Annotated in this window: 23 protein-coding genes and 2 pseudogenes; 13 read left to right on the top strand and 12 right to left on the bottom strand. The window is 54.1% G+C overall.

Annotated elements, in window-relative coordinates:
• Nucleotides 1-461 precede the first annotated feature (461 nt).
• The 7 genes from J4P41_RS11920 to J4P41_RS11890 are packed head-to-tail and all read left to right on the top strand — an operon-like array spanning nucleotide 462 to nucleotide 7,608.
• Nucleotides 462-1,535 carry a glycoside hydrolase family 76 protein gene (locus J4P41_RS11920; protein WP_426067300.1) on the top strand — a complete coding sequence of 358 codons (1,074 nt, stop codon included), beginning with the start codon at nucleotides 462-464 and terminating at the stop codon, nucleotides 1,533-1,535.
• On the top strand, nucleotides 1,532-2,848 hold the full coding sequence (locus tag J4P41_RS11915; RefSeq protein ID WP_426067299.1) for an extracellular solute-binding protein: 1,317 nt from the start codon (nucleotides 1,532-1,534) through the stop codon (nucleotides 2,846-2,848). Before J4P41_RS11920 ends, J4P41_RS11915 begins: the two co-directional genes overlap by 4 nt.
• Complete coding sequence (locus J4P41_RS11910; RefSeq protein ID WP_426067298.1) at nucleotides 2,845-3,717, top strand: sugar phosphate isomerase/epimerase family protein; 873 nt, start codon at nucleotides 2,845-2,847, stop codon at nucleotides 3,715-3,717. Before J4P41_RS11915 ends, J4P41_RS11910 begins: the two co-directional genes overlap by 4 nt.
• Nucleotides 3,714-4,655 carry an ROK family protein gene (locus tag J4P41_RS11905; RefSeq protein WP_426067297.1) on the top strand — a complete coding sequence of 314 codons (942 nt, stop codon included), beginning with the start codon at nucleotides 3,714-3,716 and terminating at the stop codon, nucleotides 4,653-4,655. The genes J4P41_RS11910 and J4P41_RS11905 overlap by 4 nt, the downstream gene beginning before the upstream one ends.
• Before the next feature lie 9 nt (nucleotides 4,656-4,664).
• Nucleotides 4,665-5,564 (top strand): carbohydrate ABC transporter permease, encoded by a 900-nt coding sequence (locus J4P41_RS11900; protein WP_426067296.1) that lies wholly within the window; start codon nucleotides 4,665-4,667, stop codon nucleotides 5,562-5,564.
• Entirely contained in the window at nucleotides 5,561-6,388 is an 828-nt protein-coding gene (locus J4P41_RS11895; RefSeq protein WP_327791971.1) for a carbohydrate ABC transporter permease, read from the top strand. Before J4P41_RS11900 ends, J4P41_RS11895 begins: the two co-directional genes overlap by 4 nt.
• Nucleotides 6,385-7,608 (top strand): ROK family transcriptional regulator, encoded by a 1,224-nt coding sequence (locus J4P41_RS11890; RefSeq protein WP_426067295.1) that lies wholly within the window; start codon nucleotides 6,385-6,387, stop codon nucleotides 7,606-7,608. The genes J4P41_RS11895 and J4P41_RS11890 overlap by 4 nt, the downstream gene beginning before the upstream one ends.
• Before the next feature lie 83 nt (nucleotides 7,609-7,691).
• Here J4P41_RS11890 and J4P41_RS11885 read toward each other — a convergent pair.
• The 3 genes and pseudogenes from J4P41_RS11885 to J4P41_RS11875 all read right to left on the bottom strand — a co-directional run.
• A pseudogene (locus tag J4P41_RS11885) lies at nucleotides 7,692-7,919 on the bottom strand (integrase core domain-containing protein); the annotation flags it as partial.
• 557 nt (nucleotides 7,920-8,476) lie between these two features.
• Nucleotides 8,477-8,710, bottom strand: a complete 234-nt coding sequence (locus tag J4P41_RS11880; protein WP_426067294.1) for a hypothetical protein — start codon at nucleotides 8,708-8,710, stop codon at nucleotides 8,477-8,479.
• 337 nt (nucleotides 8,711-9,047) lie between these two features.
• Nucleotides 9,048-9,233: pseudogene (locus J4P41_RS11875) on the bottom strand (IS5/IS1182 family transposase); the annotation flags it as partial.
• A gap of 227 nt (nucleotides 9,234-9,460) precedes the next feature.
• On the opposite strand from J4P41_RS11875, the gene J4P41_RS11870 reads away from it, so the two are divergent.
• The 6 genes from J4P41_RS11870 (at nucleotide 9,461) to J4P41_RS11845 (ending at nucleotide 16,450) form a co-directional block, all read left to right on the top strand.
• Nucleotides 9,461-10,492, top strand: a complete 1,032-nt coding sequence (locus J4P41_RS11870) for a LacI family DNA-binding transcriptional regulator (RefSeq protein ID WP_426067293.1) — start codon at nucleotides 9,461-9,463, stop codon at nucleotides 10,490-10,492.
• A 200-nt stretch (nucleotides 10,493-10,692) separates the two neighbouring features.
• The gene (locus tag J4P41_RS11865) at nucleotides 10,693-11,697 is read left to right on the top strand and encodes a Gfo/Idh/MocA family protein (RefSeq protein ID WP_426067292.1); all 1,005 of its coding nucleotides are present in this window, start codon (nucleotides 10,693-10,695) and stop codon (nucleotides 11,695-11,697) included.
• Complete coding sequence (locus tag J4P41_RS11860) at nucleotides 11,694-13,109, top strand: MFS transporter (protein ID WP_211569445.1); 1,416 nt, start codon at nucleotides 11,694-11,696, stop codon at nucleotides 13,107-13,109. The genes J4P41_RS11865 and J4P41_RS11860 overlap by 4 nt, the downstream gene beginning before the upstream one ends.
• 106 nt (nucleotides 13,110-13,215) lie before the next feature.
• Nucleotides 13,216-14,007, top strand: a complete 792-nt coding sequence (locus J4P41_RS11855) for a 2-keto-4-pentenoate hydratase (RefSeq protein ID WP_426067291.1) — start codon at nucleotides 13,216-13,218, stop codon at nucleotides 14,005-14,007.
• 30 nt (nucleotides 14,008-14,037) lie between these two features.
• Nucleotides 14,038-14,964, top strand: a complete 927-nt coding sequence (locus J4P41_RS11850; protein WP_426067290.1) for a 2-hydroxyacid dehydrogenase — start codon at nucleotides 14,038-14,040, stop codon at nucleotides 14,962-14,964.
• Between the two features lie 64 nt (nucleotides 14,965-15,028).
• Nucleotides 15,029-16,450 carry a carbohydrate porin gene (locus tag J4P41_RS11845; RefSeq protein ID WP_426067289.1) on the top strand — a complete coding sequence of 474 codons (1,422 nt, stop codon included), beginning with the start codon at nucleotides 15,029-15,031 and terminating at the stop codon, nucleotides 16,448-16,450.
• A 213-nt stretch (nucleotides 16,451-16,663) separates the two neighbouring features.
• On the opposite strand, the gene J4P41_RS11840 is transcribed toward J4P41_RS11845, so the two are convergent.
• The 9 genes from J4P41_RS11840 to J4P41_RS11800 form a co-directional block, all read right to left on the bottom strand.
• On the bottom strand, nucleotides 16,664-16,909 hold the full coding sequence (locus J4P41_RS11840) for an IS3 family transposase (RefSeq protein WP_426067288.1): 246 nt from the start codon (nucleotides 16,907-16,909) through the stop codon (nucleotides 16,664-16,666).
• A gap of 494 nt (nucleotides 16,910-17,403) precedes the next feature.
• Complete coding sequence (locus J4P41_RS11835; protein WP_426067287.1) at nucleotides 17,404-18,330, bottom strand: 2-hydroxyacid dehydrogenase; 927 nt, start codon at nucleotides 18,328-18,330, stop codon at nucleotides 17,404-17,406.
• An 11-nt stretch (nucleotides 18,331-18,341) separates the two neighbouring features.
• The gene (locus J4P41_RS11830; RefSeq protein ID WP_426067286.1) at nucleotides 18,342-19,163 is read right to left on the bottom strand and encodes a GNAT family N-acetyltransferase; all 822 of its coding nucleotides are present in this window, start codon (nucleotides 19,161-19,163) and stop codon (nucleotides 18,342-18,344) included.
• Between the two features lie 50 nt (nucleotides 19,164-19,213).
• Nucleotides 19,214-19,717 carry an Lrp/AsnC family transcriptional regulator gene (locus J4P41_RS11825; RefSeq protein ID WP_023941688.1) on the bottom strand — a complete coding sequence of 168 codons (504 nt, stop codon included), beginning with the start codon at nucleotides 19,715-19,717 and terminating at the stop codon, nucleotides 19,214-19,216.
• 29 nt (nucleotides 19,718-19,746) lie between these two features.
• Complete coding sequence (locus J4P41_RS11820) at nucleotides 19,747-21,204, bottom strand: NAD-dependent succinate-semialdehyde dehydrogenase (RefSeq protein WP_426067285.1); 1,458 nt, start codon at nucleotides 21,202-21,204, stop codon at nucleotides 19,747-19,749.
• A complete protein-coding gene (locus tag J4P41_RS11815) occupies nucleotides 21,201-23,024 on the bottom strand; it encodes an ABC transporter ATP-binding protein (RefSeq protein ID WP_426067284.1) in 1,824 nt (607 codons plus the stop codon). Before J4P41_RS11815 ends, J4P41_RS11820 begins: the two co-directional genes overlap by 4 nt.
• Nucleotides 23,025-23,026: 2 nt before the next feature.
• Nucleotides 23,027-23,833, bottom strand: a complete 807-nt coding sequence (locus J4P41_RS11810; RefSeq protein WP_426067283.1) for an ABC transporter permease — start codon at nucleotides 23,831-23,833, stop codon at nucleotides 23,027-23,029.
• The gene (locus J4P41_RS11805; RefSeq protein ID WP_426067282.1) at nucleotides 23,830-24,786 is read right to left on the bottom strand and encodes an ABC transporter permease; all 957 of its coding nucleotides are present in this window, start codon (nucleotides 24,784-24,786) and stop codon (nucleotides 23,830-23,832) included. The genes J4P41_RS11810 and J4P41_RS11805 overlap by 4 nt, the downstream gene beginning before the upstream one ends.
• Nucleotides 24,783-26,333, bottom strand: a complete 1,551-nt coding sequence (locus tag J4P41_RS11800; RefSeq protein ID WP_426067281.1) for an ABC transporter substrate-binding protein — start codon at nucleotides 26,331-26,333, stop codon at nucleotides 24,783-24,785. The genes J4P41_RS11805 and J4P41_RS11800 overlap by 4 nt, the downstream gene beginning before the upstream one ends.
• Nucleotides 26,334-26,423: the final 90 nt, after the last annotated feature.

The raw sequence follows: 26,423 nt of genomic DNA, 5'->3' as shown, positions 1-26,423 counted from the left end.
TTATCTTCAATAGATTAACATAGAATACCATATAAAATGGCAGCTTTTTCGCGAAAGTTTCACTTTACTTTTGTCCAGACAACATCAAAGCCTGATTGCGAACGGTACGTCCGCTCCAAAAAAGAAAACCGCACCAGAAAACACATAAAAGGTGTCAAATTTCGGGAATAACCTTCAATTTTAACGATTAAATCTCTTTATATGATTAAATATTTTTCAAAAATAATACTGTTTTTTATCCACACATCCTCACCATTTCGGAGACAGTTTCAGCCTTCTTGTATCGTAAAAAACTTTTCCCGGATTTATTCCACTTTGAATGTCAGTTTTCACGATGAAACTACGGATGCGTCATGTCAGCCCGTTCCTCACCACGCTCTGCTCTCATAAGCTCAAGGCCTGAACCCCCGATGGCACACCCATGGTCTGTAATGCATTCCTATAAACAGGCCATCAGGACCATGACTGCCCTCACAGTCTTTGTCTTGGGCTCATTTCTTCCTGCCTCCAGGGCCTGCGCGCAAAATCTGGAAAAACAGCACACCGCCATTGTGTCTCTGCAAGACCAGACTGCCCTGACACTCCAGACCCTCATGGGCCGCTATGAAACTCCCAGCCGTTCAGACTGGCGGGATCTGCACGCATGGCAGCGTTTCGTGACGGTCAGTACGCTGTCGGATTACGAAATCACGTCGGGGAATACCCGCTTTCACGACAGCGCCCTCAATGCGCTCAAGAACCGCCAGGGTCTGGACGGAAACGACGATGACTTGTGGGTAGCGCAGGCGGACCTCGATATGGCACGCTTTACACACAGTCCGACCCAAGTCCAGGATGCACGCAATATTTTCGATACCATCGCCTCAAAATACTGGGATGGGCATTGCGGTGGCGGCATATGGTGGGATCATGCACGAACCTACAAGAATGCCATTACAAACGAACTATTCCTGAGCACGGCAGCCCGACTTTATCGCTTCACGCATGAGGCAGTCTACAGAAACTGGGCCCTGAAAAGCTGGGCATGGTTCCGCAGCAGTGGAATGATTGCCCCCGACAACCTGATCAATGACGGACTGGACAACCAGTGCCGCAATAATGGTGGCCCGGCATACAGCTACAATCAGGGCGTAATCCTTGACGGACTGCTGGAAATATCGACCCTGACAGAGGCCGGCGCACCACAACAGACGGCATCGCGAATTGCATTGGCCGCCATCAGAACCTTCACGTCTTCTACCGGAACATTCCAAGAGCTCGGCGGCCTCATGAACACGGATGCAAGAATTTTCCGCGGCCTTTTTGTCCGGGCACTCGGCCACGTTGCAGCTTCAGAAATCGACAATACGACGCGCATCGTAATTGCGGACTGGCTGTCACAGCAGGCCCGGTCCGCGTGGAACACCAGAAAACCTGACGCCCTCATAAGCGACACCTGGAACAACCATCCCTTTCACGTCTCAGCGCAGGGACAGATCACCGCAGCGTCTCTCTTCATGGCCGCCGCCCTTTCCCGGGGAACAGAAACGCCATGAGCAGGAGAGGACATGTTGGACACCGCGTACGTCGGAAAAGTACACATGCATGGGCTCTCTGCGGGCTCCTTCTTGCCGGAACAGCCGCTGCATGTCCTGCCACGGCCGCCACGCTGACCGTTTTCTGCTCATCCAGCGGAACCGAACTGTCTCTGTGCCATCACGCTGTCCAAAGCTGGATGGAAAAAACGGGCCATGAAGTCCGGGTCATAGCCCTCCCCTCTGACTGGGGAACAGTCCTCCCGCTCTACCGTCAACTGCTCTCAGCACATCATCCTGTCGCCGATGTCCTGATCCTTGACAGCACCTGGGTTGGAGCTCTGGCCCCGCTCCTTATGGACATTCCTCCGACCGACGATGACGCAGCCACCCTGCCACCCCCGTTTCAGGTTGAGGGTCGACACGTCGCATTGCCGTGGTACCGTGACATCGGACTGCTGTTCTACCGTCGCGATCTGCTTGAGCGATACCACTTGCCCGTCCCCACACACTGGAACGATCTCGAACGAACCGCCACACTGATCCAGAATGCCGAATATCAGAGAGGGCATCCGGTCTGGGGTTATGTCTGGCAGGGCCGGACCTCGGAAAGTCTCGTCTGCAACGCCCTGGAATGGGACGGTGCGGAAAATCCCGTCGGAACCGACGGTACGGTCCGAACCAGCCTGCCTGGCCTGCAGCGCGCCCTGGAGCGTGCCGCCCACTGGATCGGCACAGTCTCGCCCCCCGGAGTTCTCAACTACGACGAGGAAAATGCCCGAGGTATTTTCCAGTCCGGTCATGCAGTGTTTATGCGCAACTGGGTTTATGCCTGGACACTGGCCAACAGCCCCGACAGCCCCGTTTCCGGAAAGATCGGCGTCGCCCCCCTGCCCCACGACGCGCAGAATGCTCCGAACGGCATAGACGGCACAGTCTATCTGGGGATCCCCCGCAATACGGCACACTCTGCCGAAGCCCTCTCCCTGCTGCATTATCTGACCAGCGAGACCGCTGAACGCAATCAGGCCCTTGCAGGAGGCTATATCCCTGCCCGGACATCCCTTCTTGATGATCCTGAAATCCGCAGCGCTATTCCCATCCTGGACACCATTCGCCCGGCCCTCGCATCTCTCGGACTCCGGCCGGTCGCACAAACGGGAATCGACTACCCCCGCGTCTCGTGGATCATGGCGAACCACTTCAAGGACGCCCTGCGCAGCACACACCCGGCGTGGCAGACGCTCACTTCTCTCGTCTCCTCACTGAAGCAGCTTGCAATGCTCGGTCAGTGGACGCTTTCCAACTCAACGATCGAGAGACACGCACCATGACCATCCGAACCGCCACGGCCCCTGATGCGTGGGGTGTCTGGTACGCCAGTGACCCGAAACAGACCCCGTGGGAACGTTACCTCGATGAGGTCGCAGCCTCCGATTACAGCTGGACCGAACTTGGTCCGTGGGGCTACCTCCCGACTGATCCCGCACAGCTTCAGGACGCGCTTTCCAGCCGTGGCCTCGGCCTCTGCGGCTCAGCGGTCGTTCATCCCCTGACCGCACCGGATGCCCTGGAAACCCTGCGGGACAGACTGCACCCCCTGTGCCGGACCCTGGTCGCCACCAACACGCCCTGGCTTCTGCTGATGGATGATTCAGACGCCTATCTCACCCCTGAAGCCCGGATCGCCACTCCGGAGGTTTGGAGGCGCATGATTCATGTCATCACGACGATTGCCCGGGAAATTCGACATGAGCATGGTCTGCACCTCCTGTTCCATCCTCATGTCGGCACCGCTGTCGAAACCGAAACGGAAATCCTGCGGCTGCTGAACGACACCCCTGCCGATCAGGTCGAGCTCTGCTTCGACTTTGGCCACCACGCCTATACCGGAGGGGACGCACTCGCTTTCATGCGCCAGCAGGCATCACGCATCCCGTATTATCATTTCAAGAATCTGGATGGAGCCATCCATGCCCGGGCCATGGCTGCCGGAACACCTTTCATGGACGTCTTCCAGAATGGTGTGATGTGTGAACTGGACAAAGGGATTCTGGACTTTACCAAGGTCGTGGATTTCCTGAAAAAACAGAACTTCGACGGCTTCGTCGTCGTAGAGCAGGATATGTATCCCTGCCCCCCTGACAAACCCCTTCCCATCGCACGCCACAACAGAAACGTACTGAAACGGCTCGGCCTGTGACCCCTTCCCTGTCCCGATCTCCCATTCTCGGAATTGACGTTGGCGCCACCAAAATCGCTGCGGGCATGGTCAATCCGTGTACGGGAGAAATATGCTTCCTCACCCGCATTCCCACACGACGTCACGTCGCACCTGAAGAAATCGTCTCGGACATCACCGCTATCGTGGCACAGGTCATGAACGCGGCCGGGCGGGATGCCCCCCGCCCCGATGCCATGCCCCAGGTCGCGGGCATTGCCGTTCCGGAACTGGTGGACATCACAGGACAGATCCGGAGCGCCTGGAACTTCCCGCTCCCCGATCTCACCCGCACCATCCACGAACAGACCGGCCTCTCCGTCCGGCTGGAAAGCGATGTCCGTGCGGGGGCTTTTGCGGAAGCACGTTTCGGGTCCGGCCAGTCCTGCGACAGCTTCGCCTATTTCTCCCTCGGCTCCGGGATCAGCTATACGCTATGCCTGAACGGACGCCCCTACAGGGGCACACATGGTTTCGCCATTCATTTCGCCAGTTCCAGCCTTGCGGTCCCCACGGAAGACCGCTCCCGTCTCAGCATCGCCATCCCCGAGGATTTTGCATCCGGGCTGGGGATGGAGCGTCTGTGGGCCGCGCGGGGCGGCGGAAAACTGAAAGAGGGTGTCCACACGCTCGAAATCCTTGCCGCCGCCGGAGACAGCCGGGCAAAAGGCGTCATCGAGGACGCCGCCGGCATTACCGGCCGCCTCATCGCACAGGCCGTCAATATGCTTGACCCTGAGAGGATCGTGCTGGGCGGGGGTCTTGGATGCTCCGAAGGATTTTACCGCCAAAAGCTGGAGGAGCATGTCCGCGCCAATATCTGGGAACGATCCTGTGCAGATATTCCCATCCTCATCGCCGGATTGGGAGAACAGTCCGGCATCATCGGTGCGGCATTGAGCGCGCTGGCGGCGGACTGACAATCTCCCATGCTGACTGTCCCGGTTCCAAAACGGTTTAACTGGCGGCCCTGGGTTCTTGTCGCGCCGGCAATGCTCGTGCTGATGGCGGTCACCGCAATTCCCTTCGCACGAACGATCTGGCTTGCCTTCCATGATGACCCACACGGTTTCATGCCGGCACAGCAGGGATGGAGCCTGACCAATTTCCGGGTTCTGCTTCAGGACAGGGCCTGGTGGACCGCCGTCAGCACGACGCTGCTTTTCGCAGCCGGAGCGGTCATCAGCGAAACCTGCGCCGGTCTGGCGATTGCCATGCTTCTTCAGGGCTACAGTCTGAAGCTCCGGGGGATCCTGCTGGCCATTATTCTTCTACCCTGGGCCGTTCCCTCTGTCGTGGCCGCCCGTTTGTGGAACTGGATGCTCAACGACCAGTACGGCATCATTAACGCATTGCTCGTCCGGCTAGGCCTGCTGCATCAGGGTGTCGCATGGACCACCCATCCGCGCAGCATGGTCGCCGTCATGATCGCCATAGATTTCTGGCAGGCGACCCCTTTCATGGCGTTGCTTTCACTTGCCGGTTTACAGTCTATCCCCACGGATGTTTTCGAAGCTGCAGAACTTGATGGCGCTTCACCCTGGCAGCGCTTCATCTCCATCACCCTGCCGCTCATTGCGCCCGTCCTAGCCGTGTCCGTGCTGTTCCGTCTGCTGGATGCCCTGCGGATGTTCGATCTGGCCAGTGTGCTGTACGGAACGGATATGAGCGGCATGACCCTCTCTGCATTCGTGCAGAGCCAGGTCGTCCAGTTCGGAGCACCGGGCTACGGCGCAGCGTCGGCACTTGGAACCCTGGGTATCATCGCTCTTGCGGCAGTGCTCTATGGTGTCTGCCTGAAGATCCCGGGGTGGATACGTTCATCGTGAGACTCCCAACAGAGATGCTGGTCACAGGACGTCTGGTCGCGATGGCCTTCATCATCCTCCACACGCTGTTTCCACTCTACTGGGCGCTGGTTACGTCATTCCGTCACGGAACAACACTTTTTTCCACAGCCCTCTTCACGTTGCCCGACCTTGAAAACTACAGGAAAGTCCTCGGCGGCCCCGAACTGTGGCGAGAGACGCTCAACTCACTCCTGTGCGCGGGTTCCGTTACGCTCATCTCGCTCATCCTCGGCATTCCGGCAGCCTATGCCCTCGGCCAGATGAGTTTCCCCGGGCGCCGGCTGGTTCTTGGTCTCCTGCTGCTCTGCTCGATGCTGCCTCAGATCGCCATCCTGTCAGGCCTGTTCGAACTGATATCGGCGCTGGGGCTGTATGATCACGTCGAAAGCATCATTTTCGCCGACCTGTTCTTTACCCTTCCCTTCACGATCTGGTTATTGACGGGGTTTTTCCGAGACCTCCCCCCCGAACTGGACGACGCGGCAAAACTGGACGGCTGCAGCCTGATGCGCAGGATCTTCAGCATTCACCTGCCCCTGGTCTGGCCTGGAATTGCCGCCACAGGGCTGCTGAATATCATGACGTGCTGGAACGAGTTTCTTTTTGCCCTGACCTTCACACTCAACGACTCAGCCCGTACCCTTCCGGTCGGTATCGGACTGATTTCCGCTCCAGGCCGGTTTGAACTTCCTTTCGGGACCATCATGACCGCATCCCTTCTCGCAACCCTTCCCCCGATCCTGCTCGTCCTGTTCTTTCAGAACCGCATTGCCTCCGGCCTGACTGCGGGGGCTGTCAAATGAACGAAAACACCCGATCCGACGGCGCCGGGCAGGCCTATTCCCGGATCTACAACCGTCGCCTGATCTTCGAACTCCTCCATCAGGCCGGACCGCTAAGCCGGGTGGATATCGCGGACCGTATCGGCCTCAAGCCGCAGACAATTTCCGGCATCACCCGCGAGCTCCTGACACAGGGACTTATTCATGAAGTCGGCAAATCCGTTGGCCAACGCGGACAGCCCCAGACCTATCTCGCCCCCAATCCCGACGCCGGATATTCGCTGGGCATGCATGTCGATCAGGGACGGATCTCGATTGTCCTCGGCGATCTTCTGCTAAACATCCGGCAACGGATCGAATGGGTAGGAGAGACGACCGATCCCGCAGCCACAACGAGCGTCATGGCACAGCTTGCAGAAGCCATGATTCTCGAAAGCGGGATCGAAAAACAGAAGATCTGGGGGATCGGCCTCGTCCTCCCAACACTCAACGCGGATACCTACGAAGCCGAGATGACCATGCCCGGATGGGATCTGTGGCGCGGTTTTGACGTGGCCGGAAAGCTCGGAGCCCTTCTGGACCTGCCCGTCCTAATGGAAAACGACGCCACCGCAGCCGCCATGGCTGAACTGTTCTCCCATTCCGGAACCCCGCCCCGCAATGCCGTTCTGGTTTATATCGGATATGGCATCGGAGCAGGCATCGTCGTGGACGGAATGCCCATGAAAGGCGCCCGCGGGAACGCAGGCGAACTCGGCCTTCTCCCTCTGCCTCTCTGCCTCCCCGACAGTGCCGGAGGCGTGATCGATGACCAGCTTTCGCTCCATGCCATTGCCCGCATGCTGCACTGTCCGGTGGCGGAACTGACCCGTGAGACGATCGGCAACATGCATGCCAGCCGTGACAGCATCCTCATGCACTGGATGGAAACAGCAACACAGACCCTTCGATTCCTCGTGGCAATCATAGAAACCGCGTTCGATCCCGAAACGATCTTTTTGAGTGGCGGATTTCCGGAATCGGTTCTCTCGGCCCTGGTTGAACGGGCCTACCCACTTCTGCCATCGCTGAGTGCAACCCGGGATCGCGAATTACCGCGCCTCATCACAGCGACCCTCCTCACGGACGGCCCCGTAATCGGCGGGATGACATTGCCGGTCTTCGTCAACACGAAACCGGATTTCCGCCATCTCTACATCCGCCAAGTCGGCAGCGACGAACGCCCATTCGACCATCGATAAGGATTTAGTCCCGCGTTTCGAGTTGAGGTGTTCGCGTCCGTTCGGACAGTTTTGTGTGCTTGATAAGCTATACCCGATTGTCGTTATGCCGCCATTCTGACGGAATTGCTGTTGGCCATCTGGTCCGGGGCTAACCCCAGACCAGATGGCGTCGCCCCATCATGATACGCCTCATCGGGCGTGCGTCCAGCCAGGGCCGAGTGCGGACGCTGCCCGTTATAATGGGCGATCCATCCGGCAAGCCCGGCCCGTAGCTCGAATCCGGTCTCGAACGTGTGCAGAGAGACGCATTCGTATTTCAACGACCGCCAACGATACAGCATACTGGATGTCAGACCGTTCATTTTGACATAGCGATCCAACGACATGCCTGATTGCCGGGCATCGACCAGAAGCGCCAAACTCTCCTCAGATGTCCATGTCTTACGCACCCGAAACGCCAGAAGATTTTTCAACTCCCCAACGGGGATCGCAAGATCCATCTTCGACGAGCCAGAGAATGCCTTAGCCCGTTCTCCTGATGTCCTGCCCGGGGTCAACACCTTGATCGGGGGCGGCCAGACAAAATCGAGCAGCCGCGCCCAGAGCCGAAGAGCTTTGGCGCTGAGAGCATGGCGGCTGCAAAAAGCAGTTTGCGTCAGTCAGCTCTCAGCAAACAGGACAAGCCGGTCTGGCCAAACATTCCGTGAGCGGCAAAGAAGGGCCGATAGCTGTCATGAGCATAAAAGCCGTGAATGGCAGCATTCAATCATTTCTTCCCGGTAACCGACATTCCGCTTCCCCCCCCCTAATGACCTGTAGCTTAATAAATAATAGCGAACAGGCCTTCGTTGCCCTCTTGTCGGATAAACCGGCGCTCGGAGAAAGTTCAAGCTGTGACTAGTATCTTGCGCTTTGCCAGCCAATCGCGACGTATCGCTATGCCTGACGCAAGCCACAGCGCTCCTGCGGCCATAAGGCCAGCAACCTCACCGCCCATAGGCACTCCGACCAGGAAGCCAGCGGTCGCGACGACAATCAAAGTAGCTCTCAAAACATAGAACGGACGGAAGCCCCCAGCGAAAGCAATGGGAAGGAAGTGACACCCGACAACCAGAGCCATCGAAGGCAGGAGAAGGCCTGGCCGATGCCTTCGCCGATGCTACTCCACATAATGGCACGTTCTTCTTTCGGATTAGGTTTGATCCCATCCCCGGGTAAACGGATAACGTACATCGCCGCGAGGCCGATCAAGAGGGAGCCCAGGAAAGGAAAGGCCAACGCGATCCTGGAAGGATCTAGATGCCAATACAACGTCAATGAGGCGAAGACGGCCCCGAAGAAACTTATGATGAGCGCGCCCCAAGCCCCCACTGATATTCCCCTTATAGTTCGGTAACGGCAGAGCAGGTCTGGCACGTGAAATAGTCGAGACAGATTAGGTTCAGGCCTCATAGCCAGAACATGATTTCGATACGATTACGACGCCGGTATTTGTGCTTGTCGTAACTGACTGGCGTCGTGCAGGACTTTTTGCTTGGAATGCAGGGGCTGATCCCTTTCTCCACCAGTCCGTCCCTGAACCAATAGGCGTCATAGCAGCGATCGGCCACGAACCACTTTGCCGCGGGAAAACTGTCCAGCAGATCATCAAACCTGCCCTTTATCAGGTCGGATTATAGCTTACGCCCCTGTTCAAAAATCGGGGATGACCTCTTTTTCCATCAGACCATGAAATTTGTTAGAACTCCTCATTGAGAATGAATGACGCTTTGTCGAGATTTTTCTGGTATCTTAGTTTGCGGTAAAAGTTTTTATCTATGGGCCTTCTGTCTCTTCAAGCTTCTTTTGCTCGAAACGGTCTGCCGTTGTCATGAAAAAGTCTTTCTCTTTGGCCCCTGTCAGCCTTCTTGCCGTTGCTCGCGAAGCTGGCGTGTCCAGAGCGACAGCCTCGTTGGTCCTGCGCGAAAGTCCTCTGGTTGCGACCGAAACGCGCGAGCGTGTTCAGGAAGTCATGAAACGTCTTGGGTATATTTACAATCGGGGTGCAGCAAACCTCAGACAGAACCGGACCCATACCGTTGGCCTTGTCCTTCCCAATATTGCGAACCCCTTTTTCAGTAAGCTGACAGCGGGAGTTGATGAGATCAATGATACCAATGACGTTGTCTGTTTCATCGCCAATAGCAATGAATCGGTCGACCGCCAGGCTCGCCAGCTACAACGGCTGCGAGAACACAACGTTGATGGGGTCATCATCTGTCCTGCTGTGGGAAGTTGCCAGACGCTTCTTGATGATCTTAAGCGGTTAAAACTGCCTTTCGTGCAGGCCCTCCGGCAGGTTTCTTCAGATGAGAGTGATTATGTGGCCGCGGATTACGCTACTGGTATTGAAAAAGCAGTAACGCATCTCGTTCGGACTGGTCGCAGACGAATCATGTTCGTTGGCAATACGAACGTTCATTCTGCCGCACAGGCTCGTTATGAAGGATTCATGCGAGCGGTGGCACTGCATCACCTTCCCCAAACACTGATTGTTTCGGGTGGAGCAGAAAATACCTATGATGAGGCGATGTTTGATACGCTGCTAAATTCCTCCGATCCTCCAGATTCAGCGATCTGTTACAATGATATCATGGCCTTAAATGTCATGAATCGTCTTCAGGCGCATGGTATTGCCGTGGGTAAAGAATTTGCAGTTATCGGGATGGATGATTTGCCCCAGGCATCGGCGTCTTATCCCGCTTTAACGACCATCGGCACCGGTCCCCGCGATATCGGTCGAGCCGCTGCGAATCTTCTTCAGGCTCGACTTGAAAACCCCGAGCGTTCAAGGGAACATATTATTCTCTCTCCTCAGCTAATCATCCGTGCCAGTTGTGGCGAAAATGCTTACCTCGGGTGATGTCTTTACTCACCTAAATGACGATGCGATCACAGAAAACGTGATGAAAAATCATATAATCACACAAGAGTGACGTTTACCTAACGTTATTTATGTGACTTTTTTTCAAAATTAGCATTCCCTGTACGAACAGCGGTCTTTTAGATCGATCTAATTGAAAGTTCTGTTTCGTCATCAGAGACGAAACTCAAGGAGGGCTTATGACAACACCCGTGAAATGGGCTCTGATTGGGGCTAGTAACGTGGCGCAAGAGTGGATGATCGATGCCATTCACTCGCAGCAGGAAGGTATAATTTGCACAGTATTCAGTCAAAATGCTGAAAGAGGAAAAGCTTACGCTCAAGCCAATGGTATTCCACGCAATACAACGCTGCTTGACGATATTCTGCAAGATTCGGAAATTCAGGCAGTATATATCAGTTCTCGAAACGAGTTTCATAAAGAACAGGCTCTTGCTGCCGCGCGTGCCGGGAAGCACGTTCTGTGCGAAAAGCCACTCGCTTTATCGCTGGACGACGCTGAAGACATTGTTCGTGTCTGCCATGAGAGAGGTGTGGTTCTCGGCACCAACCATCATTTACGCTGTTCCGCCGTGCATATTGCTCTCAGAGAACAATTGCGTGCAGGAACAATCGGGAACCTGAATACCGTCCGGGTTTTCCATGCCAATTGTCTTGCCAAGTCAGTGGATGGATGGCGCCTTAACGACGCCGGGGGTGGGCTCATCCTCGATAGTACTATTCACGACATTGATACTTTACGCTTTTTACTGGGGACTGAACCGCTTTCTGTGTTTGCCATGACGCAGAGCGGTCGCAAAAGTGTCTCGGGCATTGAAGACGGTCTGATGGCGGTTATGCGCTTCCCTGGAGACGTTCTCGTACAGATTCACGGGTCTTACGCTGTTCCATATGCACCTGGAGGCATAGAGATTTACGGAGACAAAGCGGCTTTGATCGCGCGGGATTGCATGTCCCAGAAGCCCGTAGGAAGTCTTGCTTTACGAGATGCAGAGGGAGAGCAACCAATATCCCTCACTCATCATAATCTTTACCGCTACAGTGTCGCCCGTTTCCTCGGTGCCATCAATGGCAAAGGAACACCTGCCGCAACAGGCGAGGATGGGGTGGCTTCTCTCAGGATTGCACTGGCCCTCAAGGAATCCGTCCGTACAGGACAGGAGATAAAGGTCATCCCATCATGAGCGCAACGACGATGACGACGCCCCTTCCTCTTGATCAGGAGCAGTCTCTGACTATGACTGAAGCATTGTCACAGCGTCCTGAAATGACGCCTGAGGAACTACGTCGTGCTGCATGGACATGCTCTGTTGGGAGCGCCATGGAGTATTACGACTTTGCGCTCTACAGTCTCGCGTCAGCGCTGGTATTTGGGCCGCTTTTCTTCCCAAGCACCATTCCTGGCATGGGGTTGGTTGCAAGCTTCGCGACCTATTTCATCGGATTTGCAGTTCGGCCGATTGGCGGTATTTTTTTTGGTCGGCTGGGAGACCGTCATGGCCGCAAAAAAGTCCTGCTTCTGACCGTAACACTCATGGGACTGGCGAGTGCAGCCATTGGACTTATTCCATCTTATGCCACAATCGGCATTGCAGCCCCTCTTCTGCTAGTTTTCATGCGTATTCTGCAGGGGTTTGGTGCGGGTGCCGAGCAGGCTGGCGCAGCGGTCATGATGACGGAGTCTGCACCGAAAGAACGTCGCGGATACTTTGCCGCCCTCCCCTTCCTCGGGATTCAGATGGGAACGGTTGCAGCGGGACTGATCTATTTTGGCATGCTCACGGGCGTACCGAATATTGCAGAGACCTGGATATGGCGCGTGCCATTTCTAGGGAGTGCGTTTCTTCTCGTCATCGCCCTCTACATGCGGCTGAGACTGAAGGAATCTCCAGCTTTTGCAAAGTTGAAGGAAGAGGAAGAGCATGAAGAAGTCATGCCAATCCGCGAAGTTCTGACCACTTCATGGCGCCCCATCACGGCTGGACTTGGTTTGCGCATGGCCGAAAACGGTGGTTCATCCATCTATCAGGTGCTGTCGATCAGTTACCTCGTGCATACCGTTGGGATGAGCAGCCAATGGGGAACCCTCGCCCTGATTGGAGCCGCGTTTGTTGGTGCTGTTACAATTCCGGGAGCCGGATGGTTGAGTGACCGCTACGGCCGCGTCCGGGTGTATCGTGCATTTGCCATCCTGCAGGCTGTGACCGCTATTCCTGTCTGGTACATTTTCAGCCAGGGAAATCCAGTTCTCTCAATGATTGCATTGTCTCTGGCTCTTGGCGTCGCAACCTGGGGAATGTTCGGTACACAAGGGGCTTTCCTGCCTGAAATGTTCGGGGTCCGACACCGTTATACAGCCGTATCGTTCACGCGTGAATTTTCCTCCGTGATTGCAGGAGGTGTATCTCCCATGGTCGGACAGTTTCTGATCACGATGTTTGCCCGGTTCAACATCGGAGGCGTCTCGAGTGGCAAGTTCGCATGGATACCATTGGCAACCTACGTGATTTTTCTGGCCGGGCTTGCGGTTTTGGCAACTTTTTTTATCCCTGAGACCAAGGGAAGAGATCTGATGTCTCAGAACGACGTGTTCTAAAAAGTCTGCTTCCTCGCTCTAAAGTTTTCAGGACACTTCTGACTACCGCCTGACATGCACACGCATCCGCAGACGGATCATGATCAATTCATGCCTGAGGTTTAACATGACATCTGATGTTTATTCGCCGTTATCGGACGCTTTGAAACAGTATGCAGACCTCCTTCTGGACGCGCGCAAAACGGGTCATTGCCTGCAACAGATCCCAGCATCTTCTGTTCCCCAAAATACAGAAGAGGCTTACGCAATACAGGATCGGGTAGCGCATGCCTTAATGTCATCTTTTGGATCGATCCAAGGGTGGAAGGTTGGCGCTCCAACCCCAGACAGCGAACCTTTTTGTGCTCCACTACATCAGAAGACAATTTTTTCGGGAGATACCAAACTTCCAGTGGATTTCTGTCGCCTCTACGGTGTTGAAGCAGAAATCGTCTATGTTTTTGGCTCATCTCTGCCAATGCGCTCCAAGCCGTGGACAGAGGAGGATATTCGCAAATCCATTGTAAGTGTACACGCCGCAATCGAGATTTTCGACACGCGCTTTTGCACACCCGGATCCCAGTCCGGTTTGGTTCACCTGGCGGATCAGGGAAACCATGGCGCCCTTATTTACGGAGCGCCCCTGGATGACTGGCAACGCCTTGTGCCGGTTGATGAACGGGTCCGTCTCACTTTGAACGGTAAAACACTCATTGATCATACTGGAGGAAATTCCGCCGGTGATCCGATGCGACTTCTTGTCTGGCTTGCCAACCATGCTGCCAAAAGGGGTTTCCCCATACAGACAGGGACGATCGTCACGACCGGGTCCATGACGGGAACTGAATTTGTTTCCGCAGGCACGATCGCTGAAGTCCAGATTGGCCCATTAGCGCCTGTTACCGTCACACTTCTTTGAAATAGAATGATGAAAAGGGTTTTTGCGGTCATGAAGACGGAAATACTTCTTGTTGAACCCATGATGCCTGAAATCGAAGCTATTCTTGATGCCACATATATTGTGCATCGTTACGATGGTTCGATTATTCCGCCAGATGTTGCCGCGCGTATTCGCGGGATTGCAACAGGCGGCGGAACTGGAGTGCCAAACCAGCTAATGCAGAGCCTTTCGAACCTTGAAGTCATTGCTATCAATGGTGTCGGAACGGATGCCGTTGACCTGAAAGAAGCAGCACGACGTAATATTGGCGTAACTACAACCTTGAATGTTCTGACGGATGATGTCGCGGATCTCGCCATGGCACTGATGCTGGCGGCAATGCGTGATCTGGTTCCGGGAGATCAGTTCGTTCGGGATCATCAATGGGGTGTCGGTCAACTTCCCTTGGCTCGTAAAGTGACGGGACAGAAACTCGGAATTGTCGGCATGGGACAGGTCGGGCAGGCTATTGCCAAGCGTGCGCGTGGCTTTGATATGCCTGTTTCCTATTACTCCCGCCGTGATCTGTCATTGCCAGAAGCGCCTTTTGTTCCTGACCTACGAGCACTCGCTGAACAGAGCGATATTCTGGTTGTCTCAGCTTCTGGCGGTGCACAGTCTCGACATCTCATCAGCCGTGATGTCATGGAAGCCCTCGGTCCATACGGACTGCTCGTGAATGTCTCCCGAGGAAGCGTTGTGGATGAGCAGGCCTTGATAGAGTTGCTCACGCAAGGAAAACTGGGGAAGGCTGCTCTGGACGTTTTCGAAAATGAGCCTACGGTTCCAGAGGCTCTTCTCACGATGAAAAACGTTGTTCTCCAGCCTCACCGCGCCAGCGCTACTGTGGAAACACGCCTCCAGATGGGGCGTCTGGTTATTGCCAATCTGACCGCACATTTTGCGGGCGCACCTCTCCTAACGCCAGTGCAGTAACTCTGCATGGGTCAAGCAGAGGCGTTGTTTCGTCCAGAACAATGTTTCGCTCCGAGGTAATACCATGATGTATTCCCTATTTTTTCGCCGAAGGCTCATTGCCCTTGGTGCTCTCTCGGCTGGGTGGCTATGCACCCAATCGGCCCACGCTCAGTATCGTGGGCCGATCTCCGAAACTGCCCCTCTTTTCGCTCTGGATACTCCAACGTCTTACGCCAATACGCCTTTTACGCCACCAGTGGAAAACATGGTCAACCCGTGGGGCAGACTGGTTAAACGCCTCAATAAAAAGGGAATTGGGATTGTCGTGGACTACACGAGCGAAAGTGCCATCGCCCTGAATGCTGGGCATGGCGGTGATGCCGGGTATGCCCACCAGATTGGGGTTGAACTTGATCTGGACTGGGAGAGGCTAATCGGATGGAAAGGTTTCAAGACACATGCCGTCTTCGTTAACCGTGCGGGCCATAATCTAGCATCTGATATGGGGGAACGATCCCTTAATGGCTTCCAGGAGATTTACGGTGGGGGCGGTAATGTTGGCGTGCATCTTGTGTATGTTTACGGAACGCAGGACCTTTACAAAAACCGGGTTCAGATTGCTCTAGGCAAGATGCCTGTCAATATTGATTTTGCCAATTCTCCTTTGTTCTGCACTTTTATGAACAAATCGAACTGTGGTATTCCAAAATCCCTTACCCGTGGTGCGGCAGGCTATGCGACGTACCCAGGATCCACATGGGGTACGAGAGTACGATACTGGCCATTACATGGAGTTTACGCTCAGGCCGGCTTGTATGGTGTCAATCCATATCTGAATACAAACAGATACGACCGTACCGGATTCAGAATGGATACCAAACTTTATACCGGCGTCTATATTCCGGTTGAAATTGGCCTTATTCCATCTTTCGGAAAAAATAATCTGGTAGGCCATTACAAATTTGGCGTTGCTTATGATTCTTCGAATTACAGAGACGTCTATTATGACACGTCATTACAACCTGCTGCCAGAACCGGCATGCCCTATCGCTGGACTAACGGAAAAACGCAAATTTGGCTTCAGGCAGACCAGATGCTGATCCGCAATGGGAATGGGCCCCTGCACGGCCTTTATGCAATCGCGGGTTTCACGAAAAGTCAGGGGAACAACAGCCCTTATACATATCAGGTTTATGCCGGTTTTGTGGACAGAGGCGTCATTCCTAGCCGCCCACAAGATACAATGGGCGTGGAATGGTCTGAAACATTTGCCAGCCCGCAACTGATCGCATCACAATGGATCCGGTATCGGCAAGGCCTTTCTCTGCCAGGAAATGCAGATTATCCGCAGAGTCACGTCATGACGTTTGAAGCGACTTACAATATTCACGTTTTCCGTGGCCTTTCGATCCAGCCGGACTATCAACATATTTGGAGAACCAATCTTCAGAAAAACAAGCCAGAGGTTGATGCACTTGGCCTCAAAATCCATGCTGTTCTTTAGGTGTTTGGTCCCGGAATTTGATGGTGTGATATTTTCACGTGAGTGGAAGGAAGAATTATGGAACAGAAACGCCATGGACGTGTCCCGGTTTAGTTCCGGACCATAGGTTATCTGTTAAGCGGCGCTGCGCTCATGATCCAGAGTGCTTTTCCATTGAATTGCGGAGCGCAGCCTCTGCGGATTATAGAAATCATTGATGTAGGATGTGAGAGCCTACTCAACTTTCGGACCTGTGCTTAAGGCCTGTCGCAGAAGGTTGGGTTCAATGGCATAACTGTGAGCGCTCTTCGTGGTCACTTTAAAGCGCTGCGTTCGGACAACCCGGATGTCATTCTCCCGCATCAGCCGTCCCACACGGCGATGTCCGGCAGAAAAGCCACGAGCTCTGAGTTCCTCTGTCATGCGGGGGCGTCCATAGCTTCGCCTGCTCTGCGCGTGAATGGTGCGGATATGGACCATCAGAGCATCATACTGCCTTCTGCGGGACAGGCCGGACGACGTCGCCAGGCACTCAAACCTCGGTCGCTGATACCAAATAGCCGACAGACCCGTTCACGGGAAAGCGGACCGTGATATCGCGCAATGAACGCAAACCTCACGATCTTTGGTTCGCGAAGAACTGTGTCGCCTTTTTTAGCAGTTCCCTCTCCTCCTTCAGCAGAAGGTTCTCACGGAAGATATCTGAAACCGGAAATCTCGTCCTGTCATCCTGTCAAAGAAGAATGATCCAGGGTCCGTCTGCCTCAAATGAGCTTACAGACACCGGTATCTGGTCTAAAACTGTGGACGAGGCTCAAGGAATGGCAGGCTGTCGCAATCCGACATGAGAAGATAGCCGCATTCTTCCTCTTCGCCACCCTCATTGCTGCTACAGCAGACTATATCAAGACTTAAGAGGTCTTAGAACTCTCGAAATCGTCTCATCATAGAGTATGAAAAACACACTTATATTTTTAGTATCCGAAAGATCTGTCAATCTCTCCGATCATATTCAGTGCATTTTCATACTGCATAATATTTTTTATAATCATTTCTCCACCCGCTGCTGCACGAGACGAACTGGCGATATGGGGTGTGAGAACAATTGACGGATGATCCCAGAGTGGGTGACCCTCAGGGAGGGGTTCGGGATCAGTCACGTCAAGAACCGCCTGACTCAATTGGCCATTATCCAGTGCCCAGAGCAGATCATCCTGTACGAGATGCCCTCCCCTGCCACAATTGATAAGACAGGCCCCTTTTGGAAGCTTTTCAAACAGTTTCCGGCTTAAGATGCCTTTTGTGGCTTCAGTCAGGGGCATTAAGCATACAAGGATATCTGTGGCCGCCAGAAAAGCATCCAGTTCTTCAGGCCCTGCATAGCTTTTGATTCCGGGAATGTCATGTCGGCTTCTGCTCCAGCCATGACAGACGTATCCAAACTGCGACAGCTTTTTTAGGACAGGCGTACCAAGCGCTCCCATGCCCATCACGCCAACCCGAAACAGGCTTGAAGATACATTTGGCGCACCTTTCCAGACATGCGCCCCTTGCTGACGCGCGTATTGGAACATATTCCGATGATAAGAAAGAACAGCCCAGAGGACGTATTCTATCATTCCCTCCGTCAAGCCTGGCTCCATCATGCGGACGACCCGGACATTTTCGGGGATTGAGGCAAGGTTCAGTTGATCCACACCTGCACCAACAGAAAAGAGCACTTCAAGATTAGGAAAGTTTTCTGCCAGATTTTCCGGTGGCTGCCACGCCGCCAGGTAGCGAACCCTCTGCGGATCGCCGGTCTCAGGCCAGATATGAAACGCAAGCTCAGGCAGTTCGCTAGCGAACATTGGCTTCCACAAACGTGCACGCTCTTCAGTAGATTTCAGCACAAAAGACATTTCAATAATCCTTAACCGAGAGCCTGACTGGTCAGAGCAAAATATTGCGGAGCATGTTCAGAGATCACCACAGGCTCGGTGGACATTGTGTTGACGACGTCCACACGGATCAGCCCCATTTCATCCAGCCAGCCTGAGAGACCAGATGAAGTCGGCGTATCAATTCTGATAAATTCTCCACCATACGTTCCGATCCAATGAGAAATGAGCGCCTTTGCCTGCTCTGTCGTTTCCGCTGCGACAGGACCAATCAGCCAGCCCCATCCGAACCGACGGCAGAACGAGTATCCCCTGATCCCCTCTTCCGTATCGATCACCACGCCTTTGGCGTTCTGCACCAGCTCCTCAACAAGCGCAGATCGATCCATCCCCGTAGCGGCCCTATCGAACGCTATGAGATCCTGAAGATCATATTGAACAACCGGACGCAGTCGCTGGCCCGCATCCAGAGCAATGATGGGAGAAGACACACCATTACCCTGATGCTGCTCCACAATCCCCGTCGGAACAAAACCCAGTTTTTCATAGAGCGGCTGGCCAGCCGACGTCGCATTAAGGGATATTGAGCAGCCCGGCAGAAGCCTGCGCACGGTGGTCAGCATGTTTGTGCCGATCCCGTGCCCTTGCCACGCACCGTTGACAATAATAAGCCCGACTGTGGCGTGACGTTCCCCAAACGACCACCACATAATGGTGCCAATGATTTCTCCATTTTCCAACATCGCCACTAACCCATGACCAAGACGCAGCATGAAATCCCAGTCTTCGAGACGGTGTGGCCACCCCAATACCTTTGATAGACCCGATGCAGCCCCCAGATCTTCCTCGGTCATACTCCGGAGGTTAATGGCCGTTTGTTCACGTACATTCGCGTTTTCTAGGCTCATAACGAACGCTCCGTGTTTCTGGTAAGACTTTCAATCAAAAATGCCGGCTTTAAAATGGGGGACTTTATAACAATATAACTAAAGTACTTCTCGATGCCGATATTTTGGTCCAGAAGAGACTCTATTGTTCCCTGATAATGATCAATATTTCTAACCATAAATTTCAGCAAGTAATCATAGCCACCACTGATAAGATGCGCCTCCACCAGAGATTCTACTTTCTGCATTGCAGTCTCAAAGCGAAAAAAATCATCCCGTCTGTGATCTGACAGTGTGACCTCTGTAAAGACAGTCATAACGCTTGAGATTTTTTGCAGGGCAATCTGCGCCCCATATCCCACAATGTACCCGGCTGCTTCCAGCCGCTTGACACGAATGAGACATGGGCTCGCAGACAGCCCGACACGGTTTGCCAGTTCTACATTGGTCAGCCGACCATTCTTCTGCAGCTGAGCAAGGATTTTAAGATCAATACGATCAAGCTTGGGCGCGATTGCCATAAGTCAGGCCATTTCCTCTTCAACGGAGGTCATTGTGCAGTCGGCAGTCCAATGTGAAAGCTCTTCACTTCCAGGAATTCTTCGAGGCCCAGTGCGCCCCCTTCCCGGCCGAGCCCGGACTGCTTCACGCCCCCGAAGGGTGCTGACACAAGGGAGATGGAACCGGTGTTCAGTCCTACCATGCCAAAATCGAGAGCCTCGCCAACCCGCCAACCTCTCGCGATGTCACTCGTGAAGAAATAGCTCGCCAAACCGAAGGGGGTAGCATTAGCCTGCTGAACTGCATCCTGCTCGTTATCGAAGCGAAAAACGGGCAGGACCGGACCAAACGTTTCTTCCTGTGCAATCCGCATCTCGGACGTCACATCCGCCAGTAGTACGGGAGATGCGAACCGACCGTTAATGTCCAGTGGTTTACCCACAATGCGAGCGCCCTTAGCCAAAGCGTCTTCTACATGTTCTTTCACCTTGGCGACAGCAGCGTCGTTAATCAGCGGCCCAATCTGCGTTTGCGGATCAAATCCATCGCCCGTCTTCAGAGTCATCACCTCTGCTGCGAGTTTCTCCAGAAATGCATCATGAATTCCGGATTGAACGTAAACACGGTTCGCGCAAACACAGGTCTGTCCGGCGTTCCGGAATTTGCTCAGCATTGTTCCGGACACCGCAACAGAAAGATCGGCGTCATCAAAGACAATGAGAGGAGCGTTCCCGCCCAGTTCAAGACTGAGCTTTTTGATCGTGTCCGCGGACTGACGCATCAGCAGCGCCCCAACTTTCGTAGAGCCCGTAAAAGACAGTTTGCGCACAACCGGACTTGAGGTTAGTTCCGGACCAATCTCCTGCGCATAGCCCGTCACAATAGACAGGAGCCCTTTTGGAAGACCTGCACGTTCTGCTAAAACGGCTAGAGCCAGAGCAGAATACGGTGTGAGTTCGGACGGTTTGATCACCATGCTGCACCCTGCGGCAAGAGCCGGGGCACATTTGCGGGTAATCATGGCAAGAGGGAAATTCCAAGGCGTAATGGCCGCCGTCACTCCCACTGGCTCTTTCAGGATGATGACCCGACGCTCGGCTGTCGGCACCAGTACACTGCCCTGTACGTGCTCGGCTTCAGCCGCGAACCATTTGAGGAACGATGCAGCATAAGCAACCTCTCCCTTGGCTTCTGCCAGAGGCTTACCTTGCTCAAGTGTCATGATTTTGGCCAGATCATCAGCGTGGTCCAGCATCAACTGGTACCATGCCATCAGCAGACCCGCACGATTTGCGGCTGAACTCCGACGCCATTTGCCCTGCGCAATCCGCGCGCTTTCGATGGCAGCACGGGTTTCTTCAGCCGTGCAGGCCGGAATACTGCCGATGATCTCACCTGTTGAAGGGTTATCGACAGTCAGGGTCTTGCCGCTCGTGGATGCTTTCCAGTCTCCTCCGAGAAAGGCAGTCTGACGGAAAAGATCTGGATCGTTCAGGAAAAATGTCATGTCAAAAACTCCGAACAGATTGACGCAGGCAAATGACAAAGAACTCTGGGGCCTGCTGGAACAGAGCGAACAGGAGGAGGAACTCTGTCACAGAGGCCGCTCACACGATCAGGGCATCGCGCAAGAAAGCAGCATAGCTCTGGATCAAGAGAGAGTGAATTTAATAGGGTCGCAGGCATTGCTTCATCCGCGTGCCTTATTCGTGTACTCTCCAGCCACCCTGGCTCCATGAGAGGAACGGAATCATGCAGCAGCCGGGTGTAAGGATGATGCACGCCCTTCCCCAATGCCATAGCTGGACCAACCTCCACGGCCTGTCCCGCATACAGCACGGCAACAAGATCACAGATGGACTGAAGAGCATGCAGATCATGGGTAATAAAGATGAACGAAAGCCCCAGATCACGCTGTAATTCTTTCATCAGATCTAGGATGGCAGCCGCCACAACCGTATCCAGGGCCGCTGTAATTTCATCGCACAATACGATCTGCGGATCGGCTGCCAGTGCCCGTGCAAAGTTGATCCTCTGTTTCTGGCCGCCAGAAAGCTCCGAAGGCAGACGGGATGCGAGTGAGGGTGAAAGGCGAACCATATCCAGCAACTCATTCACACGCCGTGTGGCGGCAGCCCCTCGCAAACCTCCATAAAAACGAACGACCCGCGCAAGGGTTTGTCCTATGGGTTTCGAAGGGTTCAGCACGCTATCTGCGTTCTGAGCCACAAGCTGCAGATGGCGTCGCTGATCAGGCGTACGCTCTCTCACGTTCCCAGTCAGCGGTTCTCCATTCAGCAAAAGCTCTCCGGCTGCCCAGGGCTGAAGGCCGGAAATCGCGCGAGCCAAGGTGCTCTTTCCACAACCGGATTCCCCAATCACGCCCAGCATACGTCCTCTCGGAACACTGAAGCTGACATGATTGACTACCACTTTCTCTGGCAGTCCAGCGGCGGTGTGTTGCCCGTACCCCACCACCAGATTACGCACGTCCAGCAGGCTACGTTGCTCAGGCTGTCTGGCAAGGTCCGCTTGTCGTGAACGGGGTTCCGCAGCAGCAAGAAGGGCCTGACTATAAGGATCCTCGGGCTTAAACAGGAGCTTCGAGACCGTTCCGGCTTCCCGGATGGCTCCATCTTTGAGGACGACGGCATGATCGGCAATCTGTGCCACAACCGACAGATCATGCGTCACATACACGCCCGTTATGCCGCGCTCTGCGAAAACGGCCTTGAAGGCAGAAAGCACTTCAATCTGGGTCGTGACATCCAGAGCTGTCGTCGGCTCATCGAAAACGACGACTTCTGGGTCTGTCATCAGAGCCATGGCGGCCATTAACCGCTGCAACTGGCCACCCGACAACTCTCCCGGGTACCTTTCACCGATTGTTTCGGGGTCAGGAAGCGCTAGCGCCCGGAACAGGGAAACTGCCCTGGCTTCCAGATCCCGCCTGGGCAAAGTGCGATGAACCAAAGCTGGCTCTACGACCTGCCGCATGATGGACAATGCCGGATTAAAGGCACTTCCGGCATTCTGCGCGACATAGCTGATCACTCGCCCCCGAATGGAGCGGCATTCATGCGGAGTCAAAGCCGTCACGTCATATCCCGCAACCCGGATCGTCCCGCCAGCAATTCGGCATCCTTTCCGGATGTGGCCGAGCAGTGAAAGTGCCACCGTGGTCTTGCCGGAGCCGGATTCCCCAATCAGCGCCAACATTTCTCCGCGCTGGACCGAAAAACTGACATTACAGACGATCGGAAGTTCCGTGCCCTTTCCTCGACGCCCCACGATCTCAAGATTGTCGACCTGAATGGTGGCAGCCATGTTCAGCGCCTTCCACTGCTGGAATCTAGCGCAAGATTAATGCCTACCGTCAGTATTCCTATCACGACGACCGGTACGATCATTGCAGGCGAACCATATGCCATACCCAGCATGTTCTCCCGAACCATGGAACCCAGATCAACTTTCGGCGGCTGAACACCAATCCCGAGAAAGCTAAGATTACTGAGCAGCAGCACCGAGTAGATAAATCTCAGCCCCACGTCTGTAATCATCGGGCCTGCCATGTTGGGAAGAATTTCCTGCAGGATTATATAAGACGTGCTTTCACCTCTGGCTCGCGCCACGGTCACGAAATCGAGCCGTGCGATCCTTTGAGCCAACGCACGGCTCGTGCGATATGCTCCGGGCGTATAAATAACTCCCATCGTCACAATCAGAGCCGTCGTCGATGTTCCAAATACGGCAATGACCAACAGAGCGAAGAGCAGACTGGGAATGGACAAAAACCCGTCTGCCAGCCTTCCTGTCAGGGCCTCCACCCACGGCCTGGCCGTAACCGCCGCAATCCCTAGGAATGTGCCGACAGAACATGACACTAGCGTCGATGCGAAGCACAGGAGCACTGTGTGTCGAATACCGTTCAGCAACCTCGCCAGTGTGTCTCGTCCAAGATAGTCTGTTCCCAAAAGATGAGCGACTGAAGGAGCCGAAAAGACAGACTGGCTACCAATCGCGCCCGGATCGTGAGACGAGCACAGCGGCCCGAAAAGCGCTAGAAGAAGCCAGAACACAATCAATAGAAGCGCCCTGTCATGCCTGCTGCGGAACTTCCCGATCATGGCGATCATGCTTTTCTCCCTCTCGGCAGAGACAGGATCGTAACAATGTCGGCAAACGTTGTGAGAAAGAGATAGGTCACACAGAAAACAAGCGCACAGGCCTGTACCGTCGGAACATCGCGTGAACTGACAGCATCCACCATCAGGCCAGAAATTCCAGGGTATGTGAACACAACTTCAATCACGACAACCCCACCAAGCAGGGAAGAAAGACTCAGAGCTACAGCATTGACGATCGGTCCGATCGCATTGGGAATGGCGTGCACAAGGATCAGTCGTATCGGGCCAACACCTTTGAGAAGAGCCATTTCGATATAGGGCGCGGACAATGCATCGGCCATCGCAGCACGCGTCATACGAACCATCTGCGCGAGAGTTACGAGCGCAAGGCTGGCGACAGGCATAAAAAAGGCAGAGAGAAACTGCCTGAGCGAATGGACACTTCCGACGTCTGCCAGTGCAGGCAAAAGGTGTAACCGCACAGCAAAAACATACACCGCCATCGTAGCGATCACGAACTCAGGGACGGACACCATCCCCAGCGTCATAATTGATACGACACGATCATAGACCGTGTCTTTCCAGATGGCCGACGTGATGCCCAAAAAGAGCGAGAAAGGGACGGAAACCGCCGCAGAAGCGCCCGCAAGGAGTAGCGAGTTGTGCAGACGCGGGCCAATAGCATCCGCAACGGACAGACCATTCAAGAGGGAGTGCCCAAAATCACCATGCAGAACACCCCAAAGCCAGAACCAGAAACGAAAAAATACAGGTCGGTCCAGACCCAGATCATGCCGCATGACCGCTACCGCCTGCGGCGTCGCACCCTGACCCAAAACCGCATCTGTCGCATCGCCAGGAAGGACATTTGTGATGGCAAAAACAGTCACGATCACAAAGACAAGCGACATTGCTGCGGCAAAAAAACGCCAACCAATCGACTTCAGGGTTTGGCTGTTCAAACCTTCCTCCCCCGATTTTCATTGAGCCAGACCGAACGCGCAAAATCATAGCCCATCAACTGGCCAGCCTGACTGGGGCGAAGCCCACAGACATGCGGGGCATAAGCATCAAGACTATTCGTGAAATTCGGGATACATATCCCCGATCCAGACGACACAAGCTCCTGCATGTCCCAGTAAAGCTGGCGCTTTCTGCTATCATCCCGAGTCGATTTGGCGTCCCGCAGGAGGCCGTCGAAATGTGGATTACGCCAGCGGGATTCATTCCACGGAGATGTACTTGCAAAACCAAGCTCAAATGTCAGGCTGGGCGCGGGCCTCGGGTTGATATTGCCAAAGCCCAAAGGGGCCTTCATCCAGTACTGCGTCCAATAGCCATCTGCGGGAACACGATGCACCGCCATTTTCTGCCCGATTTGGGATGCTGCATATTGCAGGACAACAGCAATATCGACGGATGCTAAAGCAGCAGGAGAACAGACCAGCGGAATTGTTTCGTCCAGAAACCCACTTCGCTTGAATAGAAACCGCGCTTTGTCCGGGTCGTAAGTGCGCTGGGGCAACTGATTATTGAAGTAAGGACTTTCCGGTGGAATGGGCTGGTCATTCCCAACCCGCGAAAAGCCGAGAAAGACGGATTTCCGGATCTGGTCCCGATTAAGAAGGAATTTGACGCCTTCGACAAATTCCGGTGAGCGTCCGTACTTCTGATCCAGCCGAATAGATAAGTCCGTGTAGGTTCCGACCGGACTTTCCACAACGCCGAAACCACCTTGTTTCAGCATTTGAACAAGCCGCGGGTTGGCAGTTGCTATCAGGTCCACATCCCCAGACATCAGAGCGTTATGCCGTGCCATCTCATCGGGGATAGCAATCAGTTCAACACTCTCAAGATAGGGTCTATCACCCCAGAATTCCGGATTTCTTACAGCTACCGTCCTGATACCTGGTGTAAATTCCTGGCACCGAAAAGGACCTGTACCATTTGGCACTTTGAAATCTGTTGTATCCGCTTTCAAAATAGCAAAATTACTGATCCCAAGAATAGCTGGAAAATCCGAATTCGGGGCATCTAGAACGATTTCTACCAAACCCGGCGATACAGCACGCACAGACTGCATGGTGCGAGCTAGGGCGTATTGTTGCGATCCCACCCCAGGATCCTGATGCCTTCGTAGAGAAAAAACAACATCATCTGCTGTCAGAGCAGTTCCATCGTGAAACTGAACATTTCGGCGCAAACGAATTTTCCAGGTTAGAAAATCGTTGCTGTCCAGCGCCTCGGCGAGTGCAAAGCGAGGATTAAGCCTGTCATCCAGCGAAACCAGGCCATCGTAGAACAAATGACCTCGGATATAGTCCGTTGCCATGGATTGACGTGCCGGATCAAGAGTCTCTGAAGACGATCCGACTGCCCCAGCTACTTTCAAATGCCCACCAGAAACAGGAACTGCCTTCACAGAGTGAGACGTCATTCCAGCAACCAGAAGCCCTGTCGCTTTCAGAACAGATCGCCGATGAAGGACAGAGCCTACCTGCATCTTCATTCTTCAGAAAGCGAAGTGCGTAAGCAAAGAAGCATGCAAAACAACAGAGCCAAACATCTGATTGAAAGAAATCATTCAAGTCTCCGTTGC

Origin of the sequence: Gluconobacter sp. NFX36 (assembly GCF_049887835.1) — a bacterium.
GTDB lineage: Bacteria > Pseudomonadota > Alphaproteobacteria > Acetobacterales > Acetobacteraceae > Gluconobacter > Gluconobacter japonicus_A.
This window is presented reverse-complemented; position numbering and strand designations above follow the sequence as displayed.